We start from the raw sequence: 19,118 nt of genomic DNA on the forward strand, positions 1-19,118 counted from the left end.
AAGTTGTTTGGGTATAGCATCGGCCCAACAGATACGCTGAAATTAGAATTGGAAACGTACGCCCATGCCAATTTGTGGTCCCCATACTCCGGCATTACGTACTTCTGCACTGAGGGCTAACTGATCAGTGGAGTGAAAACGCACGCCGGCAATCACGACCGAATGATCATCTAAACGGCCAATCCGTGCATGGCCTTCCACTTGATTGGTCAACCAAACACGAGTACCGATATTGAGTTCCATCTGAGTATCGTTGTTACCACCTAATTCTTTTGGTGTACGGATATGGTGAACTAACAGTTGCCCATATACATCAGCAAAGGGACTCACTGGGCCGTTAAAGCCAATGCCGCCGGCAATATCCCAATCGCTTTCAAACTGAGAATCGATGCGGGCGATAAAATGTGAGTTATTGGTAAAGTAAGTACTGAACTCAGCGCCGCCAGATTGTGGACTCATCGCGGTTCTAAACTCAACAAAGTTGTAATTAAAGTTATTAGCCCACGTTGGGGTAGCAAGCACGAGGGCAAGGAGTAAGGAAAATGGCAGTATATTGCGCATCATGATGGTGTCCGCATTCAATCAAATAGGTGGCCAAAATACCGTAATCGTAAGCAAATTACAGGCCATTTATTTCGATTGATGGTTTTGGGGAGCTCAAGGATTAATAAATGATCGAACACGCTGGAATGAAACAAATAAGCGGCTGGCCGATGTGCTGTAATCTGCAACTGCAGTCGGTTTCGGTATATGATGGCGTCAAATTCAGACAGTGAAGTAAAATGATGTCGACATCAATTGCATTAATGGTTCAGGGCACCACCTCGGATGCAGGGAAAAGTGTATTAGTGGCGGGGTTATGCCGTGTTTTAGCCAGAAAAAACATCAAGGTAGCGCCATTCAAGCCCCAGAATATGGCGCTGAACAGTGCCGTCACCCCTGATGGCGGTGAAATTGGCCGCGCTCAGGCTGTGCAAGCACAAGCGTGTGGGATTGCGCCGAGTGTGCACATGAACCCTGTGCTACTCAAACCAAATTCAGATACCGGTGCGCAAGTGATTTTGCAAGGGCGTGCTTTATCGAATATGGAAGCGAGTGCTTACCATGACTATAAGAAAGTGGCGCTGGAAACAGTGATGGATTCGTTTCAGCGGCTGCAAAATGAGTATCAAGCGGTGATGATTGAAGGGGCGGGCAGTCCGGCGGAAATCAATTTGCGCGCCAATGATATTGCCAATATGGGCTTTGCTGAGGCTGCCGATGTACCCGTGATCATTGTGGCGGATATTGATCGCGGTGGTGTGTTTGCCCATTTATACGGTACGCTGGCGCTGCTTTCCGAGTCGGAGCAGGCGCGAGTGAAAGGTTTTGTGATTAACCGCTTTCGTGGTGATATTGCATTGCTGCAATCGGGGCTGGATTGGTTAGAGCAAGCCACCGGTAAGCCAGTGATTGGCGTGTTGCCTTACCTGCACGGTTTTGATTTGGAAGCTGAGGATGCAATTGCGGCTCATCAGACGTTGGCGGAAGAAAGCCAATTGCGGGTTGTGGTTCCGGTATTGACGCGGATCAGTAATCACACTGATTTTGATCCTCTACGGTTAAATCCACACATCGATTTTCGCTATGTTAGGCAAGGTGAATCACTACGCGGCGCGGATCTGATCATCTTGCCTGGCACTAAATCGACGCGAGCCGATCTGGCTTACTTACGTGCCCAAGGCTGGGATAAAGAGATTGTACGCCACTTGCGTTTAGGCGGTAAAGTCATCGGGATTTGTGGTGGATTTCAAATGCTTGGTGAATGGGTGCATGATCCGCTCGGGATTGAAGGTGAAGCGGGCAGTAGCCAAGGGCTGGGTTTGCTGGCGATGCAAACCGAGTTGAGTGCGGAAAAACGCCTTACGAATGTGCAAGGAAGATTGACACTCAATGGTCAATCTGTGGCTGTGCAGGGTTATGAGATCCACGCCGGGCGTTCTGATTGGCAGCAACCACTACCCAGTCCAATCATCCTGGGTACGGGGGATGTTGATGGTCTAGTCAGTGAGGATAATCAACTGTTTGGCACCTATCTACATGGTATTTTTGATTTGGCGGAAACCGCGCAGTGCCTTTGTCAATGGGCGGGTGCAGCCAGTATTGAGCCGTATGATCATCGAGCCATACAAGAACAGGCGATCAATCGTATTGCCGATGCCATTGAACAACATCTTAATCTAGATCTGTTATGGCCAGATTTATAAGGAAAATATCTATGTTTAAACGTATGACTTTACTGCTATGTTTAGCGGTTAATGCGCTGCCGGCTAGCGCGCAAGAGACGCTACGCATTTATGCGGCATCATCGATGACCAATGCGGTTGAAGCGTTGGTTGACGCTTATCAGCAGCAACATGATGTCAAATTGGTGACGGTGTTCGGTGGTTCTTCTTCTTTAGCGCGTCAAATCGAAGTGGGGGCACCAGCGGATTTGTTCATTTCAGCCAGCGAAGACTGGGCGGACTACCTGGTTGAAAAATCGTTGGTAGAAAAGCAGCAAGTGGTCACCTTAGCGGCAAATCGCTTGGTATTGATTCGCCCTGCTGCGCGGCCAATTGAAGCATTTGATCTACAAAACCTCACGGCATGGCAAGCTGCTTTGGCGGATTCTCGATTGGCGGTGGCACAGGTTGATGCGGTACCCGCGGGTGTCTATGCTAAGCAGGCGTTGCAGCATTTAGGTGTCTGGTCAGGATTAGAGGCTCGTTTGGCACAAACCAATAACGTGCGAATTGTGTTAGCGCTGGTCGAGCGGGGGAATCACCGCTGGGGATTGTGTATAAAACCGATGCGATATTGAGTGATAAAGTGGCGCTGGTCAGCGACTTTCCAGAGCTGTCACATCAAGCGATCCGTTATCCGTTAGTTCAACTCAATGATAAAGCGGCTAATGCTGAGCTAGTGGCATTTTTGCGCTCTGCGGCAGCACAACAGATCTTACAGCGCTTTGGCTTTGAGTCAGTAAGCGAGTAGGCATAGTGTTGACCGATTACGAATGGGCCGCTTTGCTGCTTAGCCTTAAAGTGGCGGGTTACGCCACATTATGGTTATTGCCGATAGGCATTTTACTGGCGTGGTTACTGGCACGCAGTTCTTTTGTTGGTAAAGGGCTGATTGATAGCCTAGTGCACTTGCCTTTGGTATTGCCACCAGTGGTGATTGGTTATTTATTGCTGATTAGTATGGGGCGAAAAGGTTGGCTTGGGCAGTGGCTGTATCAAGTTTTTGGGATCAGCTTTAGCTTCAGTTGGCGTGGTGCAGTGCTGGCTTGCATGGTGATTGCGCTACCGTTAATGGTGCGTTCAATTCGTTTGAGTTTAGAAAGTGTGGATCGAAAACTGGAACAAGCTGCGCGTACTTTGGGGGCATCACCAGTCCGAGTCTTTTTTACTATCACTTTGCCGCTGACTCTACCGGGTATCTTAACTGGGGTGATGCTCGCATTTGCGCGCAGTTTAGGTGAGTTTGGCGCCACCATCAGTTTTGTGTCGAATATTCCCGGTGAAACGCAAACCATCCCGCTGGCCATGTTTACCTTTTTAGAAACGCCAGGTTCGGAAATGCAAGCTGCCCGTTTGTGTGTAATTTCGATTGCGATTGCACTTGGGTCACTGTTCGCCTCGGAATGGCTAAGCCGACGGATTAAGCAGCGCTTGGGAGTACAGTGATGGGCGAATTGATTTTACAAGTGCAGCAGCAGTTAGGTGAGACTCGTCTTGAGGTTGACTTGCGTTTACCTGTCGCGGGGATTTGTGCGATTTTTGGACGCTCAGGGGCGGGAAAAACCTCGCTGATCAACGTGATCAGCGGGTTAAGTACACCACAGCAAGGTGAGATCCATATTGCCGGTCGCACGCTATTTAGTTCAACTCAAGGCATTAATCTGCCGATTGAGCAGCGTAAGATTGGCTATGTATTTCAAGATGCGCGGCTTTTCCCACACTATACCGTGCGCGGCAATCTAAATTATGGGGTGAGCCGCCCAGATGCGGCCTATTTTGCCAGCGTGACTAATTTGTTGGCGTTACAGCCGCTATTGGATCGCTATCCGCGTGATTTATCGGGCGGAGAAAAGCAGCGCGTTGCGCTGGGGCGAGCACTGTTATCAAAACCGGATTTGTTGTTAATGGATGAGCCGCTGGCCGCATTAGATATGCCACGTAAGAAAGAAGTGATGCCTTTTTTGGAAAACTTAGCCCAACATTTTCAGCTACCGATCTTGTATGTCTCACACAGCACACAAGAAATTTTACGCTTGGCCGATCATTTGGTGGTGTTAGAGCAGGGGAAAGTGCTCAGTGCAGGGCCTATCGAGCAAGTGTGGTCATCAAAGGCGATGCGACCTTGGCAATCGTTCAGTGAGCAAAGTACGCTGTTTGCCGCAACGGTGACTCAACAGCATCCGCAGTATGGTTTGAGCCAAGTTTGTTTGGCGGAAGGAGTGGAACTTTGGGTGCAGCAGATTGAAGCACAACGGGGTAATCGTGTGCGGATGCAAGTTCGTGCTAACGATGTGTCGATTGCGTTACAAAAACCGATTGCAAGTTCGATCCGCAACATTCTACCCGCCCAGATTGTGGCGATTGAACATCAAGCTCCGAGTAAAAAAAGCGTCTCGCTCAAACTTGAATTAGCTGCCGGGTGTTATTTGTGGGCGGTGGTCACAGAATGGGCTTATGCTGAGTTGGCACTTGACGTGGGTATGCCAGTATTTGCACAAATCAAAGGGGTCAGTGTGTCACAGCGTGATGTCGTGCTGACTCATTAAACGTTTAGCAGGGATTGAAAGAGATTGAACTTGATCAACAGTGTCAAACTAAATCATCACCACATCAGTAATAAACCAACGCCATTTTAACTAACAAATGATTTAAGCAAATAAATGGGCAATGGCTTCGCGTTCTTCTTCGGTGAGTAGCGAGGCTTGGGCCTGATGCAGTGAGCGATCAATATCGCCTTGTAGCGCACGCAGCTGCTGCGGGCTTAATTTGCTCAGTTGAGCTTTCCAATCGGCAAATTGTTGAGGGTTCATTTGGTGTTCCGCTATTAACCATAATGGGCTTGGATTGAAAAACGGTGCTTGATGAAGTTGTGCTCGACAATCGGTGCTCATCGCTTGGCTCCTTTGTGTCGCGTTAATCCTACAATAACCATAGTCAGAAATTAGCGCGGCGGTGCGACTGTTTTGTCCAGAAAGTGTAAGCATTTTTACAAGAAATGGTTATCTCCATAATGAGAATATTCATCAATGATTAAAGGTTGATACTTTTCGATGAGCTAGGGTACTGAGTTGAGGTGCCCATTACATGCTTGATCACCAGCCGCCGAGTGAGCCGGCGGTTTTATGGTCAGCGGCCTTTATGCTTCGCTGGGGGGGACAACTTTCACAGCAAATTTATTGGCTAACGAATGCAGTTCTGGCAGCATGCGATAAATCAGATGTAGCTGCTGTAGCACCATGCGTGCTGAGCCTTCATCATCTTCACGCCATTCGGTGAGGCGAGTTTCTAGTCCTGTATTATCAATGTGCTGAGCATGAGACTCTGCGCTGTGGTGGAACAGTTGCTGATAAAGCAGATCAAGATGCTGATGGATCACCCGATGTGCATCCAGTATCAATTGATGCACGCTCTCATCCTCAAGGCGAGTACGATGTGCACCTAGGGCCGAAATATAACTGAGCAGTGCATGGTTAAGGGTTAAAAAGCGAAAACTGTCACCAGCAGCCGCTTGATAGCGGCCCGGCTCTGCCAACATATTGGTGACTGCAGCGGAGAGCGCCGCATCTTGATTATGGGCCTGCTGGCGCGCCACTCGATAACTTAAACTGTCTTTTTTACCGATGCGATACTGGCCAATGATCTGGGCTAAATACTGTTTATTCGCTTCTATGGCATCGGCCATGACTTTGTGCAAACGCTTGGATTGCCAGTCGGGCAAGATCCACACTACCGCAGCCACCGCTAACGCACAGCCGACCAAAGTATCGGCTAAGCGTGGTAATACTACCGCGTAGCCTTCGCCTAATTGATTGAAACAAAACAGCACTAATAAGGTAATAAAACCGGTCGCGTAGCCGTAATTATTCAAGCGAAACGCGAAAAACATCACTCCAGAGAGCACAATAAACACCAGTTGGCTTTCTTGGGAGGGAAAGAAAGTTAACAGCGGTACGCCGAGCAATAATCCGGCCAGAGTGCCAATGATTCGCGCGGTCAATTTTTGTTTGGTGGCGGCGTAGTTGGGTTGACACACAAACAGCGTGGTTAGCAAAATCCAGTAACCGCGTTCAATCCCTAAACCTTGAATCAACCCGTAGCCGGCAGTGAGCGCCAGCGACATGCGTAGTGCATGACGAAACAGCAGCGAATCAGGGGTAAGATTGGCGCGTAGCCGTTGCCACATGCTGCCTAAAGTATGGGCTTCGGTATCGTTCAATTCGCCCTCTTCTGGTTTTGCGACATCCGGATTACTGACGTTATTGAGCAGCTTTTCTACGGTGGCAAGATTATTCAACAGGTAGCCGAGTTGGCCGAGTAGACTTTTCCAATCGCGTCTATCTTGCTGACGTAAATAATTGAGCGATAGTTGCAACTCATCCAACGCTATAATCGATCCTGCCTGATGCTGGTAACTGTGCCCTAAACGGATCGATTGTGCGATATCACGACAGGCTTTGGCCTGGGTTTCCAATAAATGTTTAAAGCGAAACAGAATATCTGAGCGACCAAAATGATCCGCTAACTCTTGGTAGCGGTAGTGAGTTGAACTGACTCGCTCATGAATGTCTTGCGCTAAAAAATAGATATTTAAGAAGCGGTCGCTTGCGCTATCCACGTGACCCCGTTTTGATCGAGTCAGAAAGATGGCATTACATTGATTGAGTGCATTTACTGTGGCGGCATTCAAATTGGCCTCAAGTATCCGATAGGGCTGAGGCACCAGATCCGAAACCGGGTGGAATAGTGAAGATTTGGCCTCTAAGTAATTGGCCAGTTGTAGAAAAACGTTGGCGAGGCTTTGTTGCACCGGTTGCATCGGCCAACATGCATGCCACAGCATTGACATGAAGTAGTACCAAGCACTGCCGCTCAGCAACAACAAAGGCTGCAACCAAATCGTGGTACTTTGATGCGCGCCAAGCATGGTGTAGATCGCAAGCAGTAACGAAGCAAACGCAATGCTGGCATAGCGTGAGCCGAGCGCGCCGAGCATGATAAAGCCAAAAGTAGACGTAAATAGACCGATGGCAAACAGCCACGGGGTCTTAAACAAAATTTCAATCGAAAAGGCGGCGATCGCAAAACAGATCAAAGTTAGCGTGATGGATTTCAAGCGCCCCGTAAAACGGTCATCGCGCTCGGCCAGCGCCGCTGCAATCACGCCTAAAATCAACGGGGTGATCCAAGTGTTGAGCTGGTAATACCAAGCCGGGATCACTACACCGAGCAGCGTCAGCAACATCAAAATACTGTAGTTAACCGTTTTATTGGCCCAATACAGGCGTAGTTGGTTGATTTTTGGCACGGCGCAGCACACCAGTCAGGGTTGAAAATGGCGAGTTTAGCAGATTGAAGTCATAACATGCTGATCAAAACAAATAAATATTGACCTTTCACTACCGATTGTCTTGATTAGCAATTATTTCTCAGGGGCTGCCTGGTTCAGAATATTGACATTATCTTTTTATTGGCTCGAGGGATTGGGGTATGATTGGCGACAATTTTGTTAGTGGGTTTCTACCTTTGTTAGTAGGTTTCTACCAATGCAGCTAAATGCCAATAAGACTGCACAGTTTTTTATCGCCAACGAATACTATCAAGTGGCGCTTGAGCACGAGTGGCTGGTGTTGACTTCGCTCAGTAGCGAGGAGTGGATCCCTTTTTCGGTCTGGAATGGACAAGTGCAGATCCGACGAGGTTTATGTTGGGGCAGTTTGCAGTTTTTCGCCGATCCGGAATCGGGTGTACAACGCAGTTGGTTGGTACAAGGTTTACCTTGGCCACAATGCCGCGCATTTGCTCAGCAGTTGGTGGCGCATTATCAGGTTTGGCACCAGCGGCAGTGTGAACAGCTCAATCTGTATGTGCCTCGTTGGCAGCAAGAATTATCACGCCTGACTCGCTTGCCTTGTTTTTTAGCACACTCTGCGATCGAAGCTTGGGTGGCACAGGTGTATGCCGATTTAACCCACATCAATATGACGCTGCATGAGGCGCAAAAGCGTTTGCCTAGCGTGTTTGAACCTTTGTTGCCTTGGTTGTTAGATACCTCGGCGAGCTTATCGGAGCGTAACCAAACTTGGTTAGAGCGAGAACGCCTCAACTGGACGGTGCTCTTTTCACAGTGCGAATCTTCACCGCTCAACCTCTCGCAGCAGTACGCGGTACTACTTAATGACGATCATAATTTGGTGTTGGCTGGGGCGGGCTCTGGCAAAACCAGTGTGTTAACCGCACGAGTCGCTTATTTACTGCAAAGCCACCTTGCTAAGCCAGAACAGATTTTAATGGTCGCTTTTGCGCGTGATGCGGCACAGCAGATGGCTGAGCGGCTGATCAACAAAATAGGTTTAGAGGCTGAACGCTTGCAAGTGAATACGTTCCATCAGCTGGGTCTGCGTATTTTGAATCGAGTGGAAGGCAAAACGGTGGTGATGTCGCCGTTGGCAAGCGACAGTAAGCTTAAACAAGCGTGGTGCATTGATTGGCTAAAGCGTCACTGGCTGACGCCAAGCAATTTTAAACGTTGGCAAAAGCATTTGGCGAGTTGGCCGATTGCTTATTTGGCAGGAGATGATGAACTCGGCAGCCACGTAGAAAACCCCAAACTGATCGCATGGCTGGAAAAACAGCTCGATCAATTAGCACAACTGGGGTTAAGCAAAAAAGAGCTACAGCAACGTTTGGTTGAGAGTGATGATTTTCCACGTTTAAACAGTGAGCTAGCCTTGTGTTGGCCTTGCTACCAAGCATGGCAGCAGATGCTCAATGAACAAAATCAGATTGATTTTAATATCATGATCAATCGTGCTACTGAGTATGTTGAGCAAGGTAAATTTCATTCACCGTGGAAATTTATCATGGTTGATGAGTACCAAGATATTTCGCCGTCACGTTTGCGTTTGTTGCAAGCGTTGTGTGAACAAAATCAAGGTCAGTGCAATTTGTTTGCGGTGGGGGACGATTGGCAGTCAATCTACCAATTTGCTGGGTCAGATGTGGATTTGACCACCGGTTTTGCTGCCCGTTTTGCTCACTCTACCGTGCATTATCTTGATACCACTTATCGATTTAATGATCAGATTGGTGCGGTGGCTAACCAATTCATTCAGCATAATCCGTACCAATTACCGAAAACGCTCAATAGCTTTAAAATGCAAAAATCCAAAGCGGTGGTACTGGCAGCGAGCAATTCGGTGGAAAAAATCCTCGATGATCTTAACCGTGCAGCCAAACAGCCTAAAAGCGTGCTGTTATTGGGGCGTAATCACTACCATCAGCCTGAACTTTTACCCGATTGGCAACAGCGGTATCGTGCCCTCAGTCTAGAGTTTATGACCTGCCATGGCAGCAAAGGTAAAGAGGCCGATTATGTGATCATTCTGGCGGTCGATGAGGGTCAATTTCCGGCACGGGTTAAAGCCTTACATCTGGATAGAGGGTTAAACCAAGGAGATGATGATTTCCCGCATGCTGAAGAGCGGCGGCTGTTTTATGTGGCGCTAACTCGTGCCAAGCAGAAGGTATGGGTCACCTACAGCGGTCATGGTTCTTGCTTTGTGCAAGAGTTGCTTAATGACGACTATCCGGTTATTAAACAAAAATAGACGGCAGAGAATGCAAGGCTTGCCTGTGTAAACCTTGATTGGGTTATCAATGATGAGTTAGCACAAAATCCATGCCCAAGTGAATACGGCAAAACACAAGGCAATAAATACCGCGGCGGAGCCAATATCTTTGGCGCGACCGCTCAACTGATGGTGTTCGGTACTGATCCGATCCACCACGGCTTCAAGCGCGGAATTGAATAACTCAGCGATGAGAATCAGCACTAAGCAACCCACCAGTAAGACTTGTTCGATTTTCGTCACCGGTAGGAAGAAAGTTACAATAGTGAGTGGTAGGGCTAACATCACTTCTTGGCGAAATGCGGCTTCATTTTTCCAAGCGGCGATCAAACCTTTTATCGAGTAGCCGGTGGCGTAAACAATACGGCTTAAGCCAATACGAGAGTGTTTCATGCGATGAACTCGCTGAGTCAGTGAAAAAGAGCGCTCGATTATATACGTTTAATTTGCTTAACGGCAGTTGCATAGGAATAACATCATGAACAGAGCACTGTTATTAGTTGATATTCAAAATGATTTTTCTCCAAGCGGTGCGCTACCTGTGCCGGATGGTGATGCAGTGTTGTCGGTGGTCAATAGATTGATCCCCAAGTTTAGCCACGTGATTGCCACCAAAGATTGGCATCCTGTCGCGCACGCCAGTTTTGCTTCGGTGCAGGGGAAAATGCCTGGCGAAGTGTTGGAACTTAATGGCACGTTACAAGTGATGTGGCCAGATCACTGTGTGCAACAGACTCATGGCGCAGAATTTATTGCGGGTTTGGAGAGTCAGCGGATCACGCACACGGTGCTGAAAGGTACTCATCCTGATGTGGATAGTTATAGCGGATTTTTTGATAACCAACGCCAGCACGCTACCGGACTTGCCGATTACTTGCACCAGCATGGGATTACCGAGTTGTATATTGCGGGGTTAGCGACAGACTATTGTGTCAAATTTACCGCGCTGGATGCGAGATCACTCGGTTTTAATACCTGGGTGATCCAAGATGGATGTCGTGGAGTGGAGCTCAAACCGGGTGATTGTGCTGCGGCATGGCAAGCGATGCAAAGCGCTGGCTGCCAGCTGATCAGTGCCCAACAGCTATTGGTGAGCTAACGGTGGGCCAGTGAAGTGATCAAAAAAGGCTATCTTGCGTGATAGCCAGATAAATGGAGAGCAAACCCGTGATTTAGGTTAAGTACGCTCGGCAAGATAAGCTGGGTAGTCAGGGATCTCAATCTCGACTTGCTGCTCCATCAAAGAGGAAGAAAACAGGAATTTAGCACTGGCGCGATTGGCGGCCACGGGAATATTCCACACGCTGGCGATACGCAGCAGAGCTTTGACATCGGGATCATGCGGTACGGCATTAAGTGGATCCCAAAAGAAAATCAGCACATCGATTTTCCCTTCGGAAATTAATGCGCCAAGCTGTTGATCGCCGCCCATTGGCCCGCTGATCATACTTTTGATGGCTAGCCCAGTCTCTTTACTGAGCATATGGCCAGTGGTACCCGTGGCATACAAAAAATGACGTTGCAGCTTTTCTTTATTTTCTTGAACCCAACGCAGTAGTTCACCTTTGCAGTTATCGTGAGCCACAAGAGCAACGTGCTTATGCGCTGCCATCGTGCGGGTGGTTTTTTTCATTACCGGATTTCCTAATGTTTTTGGATTAAGGCTTGATAACCAAAAATTGATGTTTATTCAACTACTTTTACCGAAAACCGCCGCGGGTCTTTGACGGTGATACGGTTTTATGTCTCGGCTTGGCGGTGAATACGATGATTTTGTTGAGCGGCTGTAAGTTATGAAAGTAGCCGCTCATTAAGCACTATTTAATTCAGGGCTTGTTCGAGTATTGCGCGTGATTGTTGCAAGGTGATGGTGCCTTGTTCACCGAGTTTTAACATACCGTGTGCCGTCAGTTGCTCGATCACCGCTGCAACGGCGGCACTTTTTTCCATGCCATGATCACCAAATTGAGTGGCAACACCGAGTTGGTGGTAAAACCTTTCAATCGCTGTAATGGTTTGTTGGGCAAGATCATCGGTCGGTGGTAATCCAAACACATTTTTGCCCATCTGTTCGAGTTTAGCGGTTTTGTGTTCCAATTGATTGCGTAGCAACCAAGGCTGGATCACGGCCAGTGAGCGTGCGTGATCTAGATGCCACAGAGCGGTGAGTTCATGACCAATCATATGGGTTGCCCAATCTTGTGCCACTCCCGTTCCAATCAAACCATTTAAGGCTTGGTTGGCGGTCCACATTAGATTGGCGCGCCATGCATCATTATCTCGCTGGCTAAAATCTCCGGCTAAAATCAACAAGTTTCTTAGCAGCACTTCGGCGTAGCCTTCTTGTACCATCGCTTGACTTGGTAGGGTTAAATATTGCTCGCATACATGAACCCAAGCATCAACCAAACCATTGACCAGTTGGCGTTCAGGTAAGCTTTTCATCACATCAGGATCCAGTATCGCGAAGCGAGGTTGAACCGCAGGAGATAAAAATGCCAATTTATCTTGGGTTTCTGCTTTGGTGATCACCGCGCCGGTATTCGATTCAGAACCAGTGGCTGGCAAAGTCAAAATCGCTCCAATCGGAGTCGCTTGTTGCACTATGTGGTGTCCGGTCAAAATATCCCATCCATCACCAGCATAAAAGGCTGCCGCAGCGACGTATTTCGAGCCATCAATCACTGAGCCGCCACCCACCGCCAAAATAAAATTGACCGACTGCTGTTTGACTATTTGGACGGCTTTATCCAAGGTTTCTTTGGTTGGATTAGGCTCAACCCCAGCAAATTCGACCCACTGATGTTCACTTAAAGCGGCGACCACTTGGTCATACACGCCGTTACGTTTGATGGAACCTCCACCATACAACACTAATACTTTGCTTTCTTTCGGGATCTCTTGACCAATTTGGGCAATTTGGCCTTGTCCAAAATGAATTTTGGTTGGGTTGACATAACTGAAATGCATTTTACTCACCTCGCTGTTTTGCTATCACTATACTCTGCCTAACTTGAAGCTGCAGCAATCTTGGTGACGTTTACTCTTAAAATTGGTAGCTTTCCGGCACCACAACCACACCTTGTTCAGAAATACGGAACCGCTTGGCATCTTGATCGGGATTGACCCCAATTTCAGTATAGGGAGGGATGATGACATGCTTGTCAACGATACAGTGCTTCAGCTTACAACCTTCGCCCACTTCGACATCGTCAAATAAAATGCTATCGATAATTTGCGCTGCGTCATTGATGCGGACATTGGATGAGATGATCGAATGCTGCACCGAAGCACCAGAATTAATCACGCCATTGGCGATCATGGAGTTAATAAACACCCCTTCGTTACCCGTGGCAGAGGAGACCGTTCTGGCGGGTGGGAGCTGTTGTTCATAAGTACGGATCGCCCAGTTTTTTTGGTATAAGTTCATTGGTGGCACGGGTTGGAGCAAGTCCATATTGGCATCATAAAATGAATCTATCGTACCCACGTCGCGCCAATAACAATCTCGAGCGACACGTCCTTTATCGGAGCAGAACGAATAGGCAAATACGTTACTGGTTTCAATTAATTTTGGGATGAGATCTTTGCCAAAGTCATGGCTCGATTGCTCAAGCTCAGCATCTTCGCTTAAGGCTTTTTTCAACACTTCGATATTGAAAATATAGATCCCCATCGAAGCTAAGCTAGAATCTGGTTTATTGGGCAGGCTAGGTGGGTCGCTAGGTTTTTCGACAAAGCTGGTGATAAGGGATTGTTGATTGATCGTCATTATCCCAAATGCTGAGGCTTGATGACGAGGTACTTCCATACAAGCAATGGTGAGAGCGGCACGGTTGGCAATATGTTCTTCCAGCATCGCGGCATAGTCCATCCGGTAAATATGATCACCTGATAACACCACTACATATTTAGCTTCACTGCGTTTTAGTAGCCACATATTATGAAACAATGCATCAGCAGTGCCTTCATACCATTTGCCTCCTTTACGCATTTGTGGAGGAACAACGGTAATAAATTCACCTAATTCGGGATTGAAAATAGACCAGCCATTACGTAGGTGTTTATGCAGTGAATGGGATTTATATTGAGTCAGTACCAAAATGCGGCGTAATCCAGAATGCAGGCAATTGGTTAAGGTGAAATCAATGATCCGATATTTTCCGCCGAAAGGTACCGCGGGTTTGGCGCGATCATCAGTGAGTGGGGAAAGGCGTGAACCGATGCCGCCCGCCAAAATCACAGCTAAAGTGTCCTGCATAGATTATCTCCCTGAAATAGATTGATGGCAAAGTGGGGTATTGGCTTGGTACAAAATGTGATCTAAGGCGCTTTTTAAGCGTAGTACAAGATAGGCAAGTGAGAGGTGTAGTGAGCGGTACAACAAGGGTGTGAGTGCTTGAACCCGCTTAAGCTGCGAGGTGGCTCTTAGTTATATGGCAACTGGGGCCGTGCGTTACATTACGCTAAGTGATCCATTTCGGCTTCGGTTAACACCGATATTTGATTACGCCCAGAAGCTTTTGACTCATACAACGCAAGATCAGCACGTTGGTAGGATTTTTCTGGTTTTTTACACAGCGTGGTGATCCCAGCACTGATGGTAACTGGCTGATGGTGTACGGTGGCAATGTAATGACGGATCCGGTTAAGCACCCGTTCGGCTTCCTGTAATGATGTGTAAGGGAAAATAATCGCAAATTCTTCACCACCAATTCGGGCAATAAAATCCGATTCCCGTAGCTGATCTTGGATCTCTTTGGCCACCGCGCGTAACACGTGGTCGCCTTCGGTATGCCCAAATTGATCGTTAATCCGTTTAAAGTGGTCAATATCCACAATCGCTAGACAACTTTGGGCCATCTTCGGGTAACGGCGGATTTTGGCACATTCTAGCTTGATGGTTTGATCAAATTTACGACGATTCCATAAGTCGGTTAATGCATCTTTTTCACTCAATTCACGTAAACGATGTTCTAACTTTTTATGGCGTGAAATATCCACGAAAGAAGCTACATAAAATTGAATTATATTATTGTCATCGCGTATGCTTTGGATGCGTAGAATTTCGGTATTATTGGTGCCATCTTTGCGTTTATTGATGATTTCACCTTCCCACACCCCCTTGCTTTGTAGCGCTTTCCACATCTGCATATAAAACTCAGTTTTATGCAATCCAGAGGTAAAAATCGAGGGTTGTTTGCCTTGTACATCCTCAAATGAGTAGCCTCTTAAACGAGTAAACTCATTATTGACTTTGATGATTCGATTATTACGGTCGGTGATCATCACCGCCGACATGCCATCCATCGCCGCTCGTGCCAGCTTACTATCAAGGCTATTTTTTTGATGGTTGATATTCCACGCAACAAATCCTGCCGCAATAACTGCTAGCAGAGAGAAAACGGTGATGGCTTGCCGGATTAATGACCAGCGTGCATCGGCATAAGTTTGCTCAATTTCTTGTTGATTGACTCTGAGCACTAATACCAAGGGTTTAGCGTCAGGGAGTAGAGAATTAAGCGCAACATGCAGGTAGCTAAACCAAGTTTTATTTGAGAGAGCAAAGCCTTGCGGTTCGGTCTGGATGGTTTGCCATAAACTAGGGTGCTGAGTTGCAAAATTGGGGTAAGTCAGCGGTTGGCTTGAAGGGGGCAAAGCGCGTTCGCTCAGTAATAAATTACCAGCAAGATTAAAAACATCCGGTGAGTCAAATTGATCATAAATAAAAGAAAGTCTTTGATAGAGAGACTGGAGTTTTACCGTGACGATCAGAAAACCACTGGCTTGATTTTTGGCCTCAACTCGAGTGACAAAGCGGAAAGTGGGTAGTGCACCCGAAGGGTCTTCAGGGTTTATTGCCAGTCCACTGACCCAAACATGTTGATTCGGTTGCTGACGGTAGTGATTGAGCACTTGTTGGCTAAAAGTACCGGAGGTTTGCGCCGATTCAACAAATTTGACGTGATTGCCGTCATAAATTGCGCGTAGCTGTTCTTTACCTTGTAAATCCAGTAACTGGAATGATGAGAAAATATTTTGAGAGCGGAGAGTGAGATTCCATAAAGTTTTTAATTGCTGGATATTCGTCCGATTCAAGGTCTGATTGGCGGCTACTAAGGTGTCACTTTTGCCTAGTTCTTGTGTTAACTGATGAGATTTTTGCAGCATCTGCAGTAGGTCGTGTCGGCTAAAGTCAAGTTGTAAGCGAGTTTGCTTTTCGACGCTGCTCACTGCTTGGGTTTCAAGCTCGCTGGCTTGATGCATGAAATACAGTGTAGGTATGAACGCCAGTACAAACGCAACAATCAAGAATTGAGTTAAATAGTTTCGGGCAAAAATATACACAGCGCTCGTTTTTAATGACAAAACGCGCATTATACCTTGTTCTTAATGGGACTTCGTTTCCAAAATGTAACTTCGTGTGTTTGTTCACGCTTTGTTGTGCAATGGTGCTAAATTTGCAGTGAGTTGGTTATAGTAAATTTGTTTATTGAATTCGGGGTTCACTAAGTCAAGATGTGTAAGGATGCTGGCTGAATGACCATTTGATCCGATTGCAGTATTGCGATCATAAGACTGCCGAATTGATCTGTGCATCTAATTGATTTGATAAGTTATTCTAATAAAAATAAGATTTATAGCAAAATATGAGTAACTGATATGGCATATCTAATATTATGTGCCATAGTTAAAGCGTAAGGTTAGTGAGAACATTTCAGATGGAGGACATGGAGCCTTACAGACAATTTGGACGGAATCAAAACAACATATCACTACCTCGGCTAAGAGACGCTTGCACACGAAGCCAAGCGAATTCGCAAAAACTCACGTTTGAGTTTACGAGGAAAAAGGCGCGCTTTTCAGTGCGCCTTTTGCATTCAGTTTGCCTTTACATCTGCTTATCAGCCATTGTGTTGAGCTCGCTACGGTACCGTTTGTCCAGATCCTAAATTTCACACTGCTTCTGATTAGGCTTTTGGATATACTGCCGCCAACAAAGGAGCTGCATGATGAATCGAGTACCAACCAATATTATTACCGGTTTTTTAGGCGTTGGAAAAACCACCGCGATTTTGCACTTATTAGCCACAAAACCTGCCGATCAAAAGTGGGCGGTACTGGTCAATGAGTTTGGTGAAATTGGCATTGATGGGGCAATAATGAGTGAGCAGGGGGCAATGATTAAACAAGTGCCAGGTGGCTGTTTATGTTGTACCGCGGGGGTGCCTATGTCAGTAGGCATAAATGCATTGCTGCGTCAAAAACCGGATCGTTTAATTATTGAACCTACTGGGCTTGGTCATCCTAAGCAGGTGGTTGCCACATTAATTTCAGCGCAGTACCAAGATTATATCGATTTAAAAGCGACCATAGCTTTGCTTGATCCTCGTCATTTGAGTATGGATAAATATCTCAGCAACCAAAATTTTAATGATCAATTGGCCTGTGCCGATATCATTTTGGGTAATAAGGTAGATTTGTGTTGTAGCCATGATATTGAGGTGTTCAATGATTGGGTAACTGAGCAGCAGCCAGCCAAAGCATTCAGTCAATTGATCCACCAAGCACAATTTCCGATGGAATTGTTGGATATGCCGCGTTTAAGTGGTCATGCTTCAAGCCACATTGATGCCCATCATCACCACCATGCCACGGCAGAGCCACAATTTCAGCTTGCGCCCCAGCAAGCTTTTGTACGCAAAGAGAATCGAGGTCAGGGCTATTTCAGTTGTGGCTGGCTGTTTGGCGCTGAATACCAGTTCAATTTTGATCTGCTGTTCCAATTATTCAATGACTTAACCGCTGAACGAGTGAAAGGCGTACTGAATACCGATCGCGGCTGTTACGCCTTCAATGTGGCCAATCGCGTGGTTTCAGTGACTGAAATGAGCTTAGAGGGATTTGAATCGCGTTTAGAAGTGATTGACTCACAATTAATGCCGTGGGATGAGTTAGAAAGCATACTGCTTCGATTGGCGGGTATTGCGTAAACCTAATATGCCCTTCCAACTTGAAGTTGCAGCGGTGTTGGCTACGTTCGTTCACCCCAATCACATAGTTTGTCTATGCTCATGGGGAGTCACTCACTTGCCGCCTACCTGCAACTCCAAGTTGTTTGGGTATAGGTCACTTTGTGCTAAAAAAATCAGTGTAGAAACATGCATAAAAGGTGAGTCTAAACTCGCCTGTTATGCTTACTATCAAGCTCGACGGTTAACGTTTGTTACGCAGATAACGTTTACGACGTTCTTCTTTATTTTTAGCTTTTTCTTCCGCTTTACGTGCTTCATCGAGCTCAACTTGTTTGAGTTCCTCGGTGATCATCTCTGGCCGTTCTAAGGTAATTTGCCCTAATACCCCTTGACGTAATTCATGCAATAAAATTTCAGAAGCTTTATGCAAATCGACTCGTGCCCCAGCGCGTAGTGCGCCACGTTTACGGCCAATCTCTTCCATCAATTCAACATCAGTTTCTGGCAGCTCTTCTAGCTGATAACGCTCTTGCAGTTTTGCTGGGTAGTGTTTTGCCAAATATTCTACGGTGTAGAAGGCGACTTCATCGTATTCCATCGCCGTATCTTTCACCGCGCCAGTGGCGGCCAAACGAAAGCCACTGTGTGGGTTTTCTACTTTTGGCCATAAAATTCCCGGCGTGTCGGAAAGCACAATCCCGTTTTGGAGATTGATCCGCTGCTGGCGACGCGTTACCGCCGGTTGGTTACCAGTTTGAGCAATAGCACGGCCAGCTAAGGTATTAATAATGGTCGATTTTCCTACATTAGGAATTCCCATAATCATAGTGCGAATATTTTTGCCAATCTCTTCGCGTTGTGGCGCAAGCTTGCGGCATAAATCGAGGATCTTATGCACTTCTTGTGGATTGGCGGTGGTGATCGCCATGGCTTTTACCCCTTGCTCCTGCTCAAGATGGGCAATCCACAGTTCAGTTAACTCAGGATCGGCTAAATCACGTTTATTCAGCACCTTAACACAAGGTTTTTCGCCCCGCAGATGTGAGATCAACGGATTTTCGCTACTGAATGGAATCCGCGCATCCAGCACTTCGATAATCACATCGACTTGTGGAATCGCCTCTTCAATTTCCTTACGAGCCTTGTGCATATGGCCAGGAAACCACTGAATTTTGTTATTAACCATTTGAATTTATTACCTTTAATTTTTGGTTGTTAGCTGATGGGGTATCAGGTGGGGTACCAAAAAA

Annotated in this window: 15 protein-coding genes and 1 pseudogene; 7 read left to right on the top strand and 9 right to left on the bottom strand. The window is 46.8% G+C overall.

The features are described from left to right. Nucleotides 1-42 precede the first annotated feature (42 nt). The gene (locus tag G7083_RS13390; RefSeq protein ID WP_166015524.1) at nucleotides 43-561 is read right to left on the bottom strand and encodes a hypothetical protein; all 519 of its coding nucleotides are present in this window, start codon (nucleotides 559-561) and stop codon (nucleotides 43-45) included. A 221-nt stretch (nucleotides 562-782) separates the two neighbouring features. Between G7083_RS13390 and G7083_RS13395 the strand changes: the two genes are divergently transcribed. The 4 genes and pseudogenes from G7083_RS13395 to modC all read left to right on the top strand — a co-directional run bounded on the left by G7083_RS13395 (nucleotide 783) and on the right by modC (nucleotide 4,810). Next, the gene (locus G7083_RS13395) at nucleotides 783-2,246 is read left to right on the top strand and encodes a cobyric acid synthase (protein ID WP_166015330.1); all 1,464 of its coding nucleotides are present in this window, start codon (nucleotides 783-785) and stop codon (nucleotides 2,244-2,246) included. 11 nt (nucleotides 2,247-2,257) lie between these two features. Then, nucleotides 2,258-3,015, top strand: a pseudogene (gene modA, locus G7083_RS13400) (molybdate ABC transporter substrate-binding protein). A gap of 2 nt (nucleotides 3,016-3,017) precedes the next feature. Then, the gene (gene modB / locus G7083_RS13405; protein WP_166015525.1) at nucleotides 3,018-3,710 is read left to right on the top strand and encodes a molybdate ABC transporter permease subunit; all 693 of its coding nucleotides are present in this window, start codon (nucleotides 3,018-3,020) and stop codon (nucleotides 3,708-3,710) included. Next, the gene (gene modC / locus G7083_RS13410; RefSeq protein WP_166015331.1) at nucleotides 3,710-4,810 is read left to right on the top strand and encodes a molybdenum ABC transporter ATP-binding protein ModC; all 1,101 of its coding nucleotides are present in this window, start codon (nucleotides 3,710-3,712) and stop codon (nucleotides 4,808-4,810) included. Before modB ends, modC begins: the two co-directional genes overlap by 1 nt. 102 nt (nucleotides 4,811-4,912) lie before the next feature. Here the strand turns inward: modC and G7083_RS13415 are convergent, their stop codons facing one another. Both G7083_RS13415 and yccS read right to left on the bottom strand, forming a co-directional pair. Continuing rightward, nucleotides 4,913-5,155 carry a hypothetical protein gene (locus G7083_RS13415; RefSeq protein WP_166015057.1) on the bottom strand — a complete coding sequence of 81 codons (243 nt, stop codon included), beginning with the start codon at nucleotides 5,153-5,155 and terminating at the stop codon, nucleotides 4,913-4,915. Nucleotides 5,156-5,400: 245 nt separating this feature from the next. Further along, the gene (yccS, locus tag G7083_RS13420; protein ID WP_166015332.1) at nucleotides 5,401-7,569 is read right to left on the bottom strand and encodes a YccS family putative transporter; all 2,169 of its coding nucleotides are present in this window, start codon (nucleotides 7,567-7,569) and stop codon (nucleotides 5,401-5,403) included. Between the two features lie 238 nt (nucleotides 7,570-7,807). Here yccS and helD point away from each other — a divergent pair, with 238 nt between their 5' ends. Continuing rightward, nucleotides 7,808-9,871, top strand: coding sequence for a DNA helicase IV (gene helD, locus G7083_RS13425; RefSeq protein WP_166015333.1), 2,064 nt, complete (start codon nucleotides 7,808-7,810; stop codon nucleotides 9,869-9,871). A 57-nt stretch (nucleotides 9,872-9,928) separates the two neighbouring features. On the opposite strand, the gene G7083_RS13430 is transcribed toward helD, so the two are convergent. After that, complete coding sequence (locus G7083_RS13430) at nucleotides 9,929-10,285, bottom strand: diacylglycerol kinase (RefSeq protein WP_166015334.1); 357 nt, start codon at nucleotides 10,283-10,285, stop codon at nucleotides 9,929-9,931. Between the two features lie 85 nt (nucleotides 10,286-10,370). On the opposite strand from G7083_RS13430, the gene pncA reads away from it, so the two are divergent. After that, nucleotides 10,371-10,991, top strand: a complete 621-nt coding sequence (gene pncA / locus G7083_RS13435; RefSeq protein WP_166015335.1) for a bifunctional nicotinamidase/pyrazinamidase — start codon at nucleotides 10,371-10,373, stop codon at nucleotides 10,989-10,991. Nucleotides 10,992-11,069: 78 nt separating this feature from the next. Here pncA and G7083_RS13440 read toward each other — a convergent pair whose 3' ends face one another. The 4 genes from G7083_RS13440 to G7083_RS13455 all read right to left on the bottom strand — a co-directional run bounded on the left by G7083_RS13440 (nucleotide 11,070) and on the right by G7083_RS13455 (nucleotide 16,240). Beyond that, the gene (locus G7083_RS13440) at nucleotides 11,070-11,525 is read right to left on the bottom strand and encodes a methylglyoxal synthase (RefSeq protein ID WP_166015336.1); all 456 of its coding nucleotides are present in this window, start codon (nucleotides 11,523-11,525) and stop codon (nucleotides 11,070-11,072) included. Nucleotides 11,526-11,713: 188 nt separating this feature from the next. Further along, on the bottom strand, nucleotides 11,714-12,862 hold the full coding sequence (locus G7083_RS13445) for an iron-containing alcohol dehydrogenase (protein ID WP_166015337.1): 1,149 nt from the start codon (nucleotides 12,860-12,862) through the stop codon (nucleotides 11,714-11,716). A gap of 76 nt (nucleotides 12,863-12,938) precedes the next feature. Continuing rightward, on the bottom strand, nucleotides 12,939-14,153 hold the full coding sequence (gene glgC / locus G7083_RS13450; RefSeq protein ID WP_166015338.1) for a glucose-1-phosphate adenylyltransferase: 1,215 nt from the start codon (nucleotides 14,151-14,153) through the stop codon (nucleotides 12,939-12,941). 200 nt (nucleotides 14,154-14,353) lie between these two features. Continuing rightward, nucleotides 14,354-16,240 (bottom strand): sensor domain-containing diguanylate cyclase, encoded by a 1,887-nt coding sequence (locus G7083_RS13455; RefSeq protein WP_166015339.1) that lies wholly within the window; start codon nucleotides 16,238-16,240, stop codon nucleotides 14,354-14,356. A 662-nt stretch (nucleotides 16,241-16,902) separates the two neighbouring features. On the opposite strand from G7083_RS13455, the gene G7083_RS13460 reads away from it, so the two are divergent. Next, nucleotides 16,903-17,886 (top strand): GTP-binding protein, encoded by a 984-nt coding sequence (locus G7083_RS13460; protein ID WP_166015340.1) that lies wholly within the window; start codon nucleotides 16,903-16,905, stop codon nucleotides 17,884-17,886. Between the two features lie 223 nt (nucleotides 17,887-18,109). Here the strand turns inward: G7083_RS13460 and ylqF are convergent, their stop codons facing one another. Further along, complete coding sequence (gene ylqF / locus G7083_RS13465) at nucleotides 18,110-19,054, bottom strand: ribosome biogenesis GTPase YlqF (protein WP_166015341.1); 945 nt, start codon at nucleotides 19,052-19,054, stop codon at nucleotides 18,110-18,112. Between the last annotated feature and the right edge of the window lie 64 nt (nucleotides 19,055-19,118).

It is taken from the genome of Vibrio sp. HDW18, from assembly GCF_011306175.1.
Taxonomy (GTDB): Bacteria; Pseudomonadota; Gammaproteobacteria; order Enterobacterales; family Vibrionaceae; genus Vibrio; species Vibrio chanodichtyis.

Excerpts from the sequence above, each read along its gene's own strand:
- G7083_RS13390 (WP_166015524.1), bottom strand. The coding sequence starts at position 561 with ATGCGCAATATACTGCCATTTTCCTTACTCCTTGCCCTCGTGCTTGCT.
- G7083_RS13445 (WP_166015337.1), bottom strand. The coding sequence starts at position 12,862 with ATGCATTTCAGTTATGTCAACCCAACCAAAATTCATTTTGGACAAGGC.
- G7083_RS13430 (WP_166015334.1), bottom strand. The coding sequence starts at position 10,285 with ATGAAACACTCTCGTATTGGCTTAAGCCGTATTGTTTACGCCACCGGC.
- G7083_RS13415 (WP_166015057.1), bottom strand. The coding sequence starts at position 5,155 with ATGAGCACCGATTGTCGAGCACAACTTCATCAAGCACCGTTTTTCAAT.
- G7083_RS13440 (WP_166015336.1), bottom strand. The coding sequence starts at position 11,525 with ATGAAAAAAACCACCCGCACGATGGCAGCGCATAAGCACGTTGCTCTT.
- glgC (WP_166015338.1), bottom strand. The coding sequence starts at position 14,153 with ATGCAGGACACTTTAGCTGTGATTTTGGCGGGCGGCATCGGTTCACGC.
- modC (WP_166015331.1), top strand. The coding sequence starts at position 3,710 with ATGGGCGAATTGATTTTACAAGTGCAGCAGCAGTTAGGTGAGACTCGT.
- ylqF (WP_166015341.1), bottom strand. The coding sequence starts at position 19,054 with ATGGTTAATAACAAAATTCAGTGGTTTCCTGGCCATATGCACAAGGCT.
- helD (WP_166015333.1), top strand. The coding sequence starts at position 7,808 with ATGCAGCTAAATGCCAATAAGACTGCACAGTTTTTTATCGCCAACGAA.
- pncA (WP_166015335.1), top strand. The coding sequence starts at position 10,371 with ATGAACAGAGCACTGTTATTAGTTGATATTCAAAATGATTTTTCTCCA.
- G7083_RS13460 (WP_166015340.1), top strand. The coding sequence starts at position 16,903 with ATGATGAATCGAGTACCAACCAATATTATTACCGGTTTTTTAGGCGTT.
- G7083_RS13395 (WP_166015330.1), top strand. The coding sequence starts at position 783 with ATGATGTCGACATCAATTGCATTAATGGTTCAGGGCACCACCTCGGAT.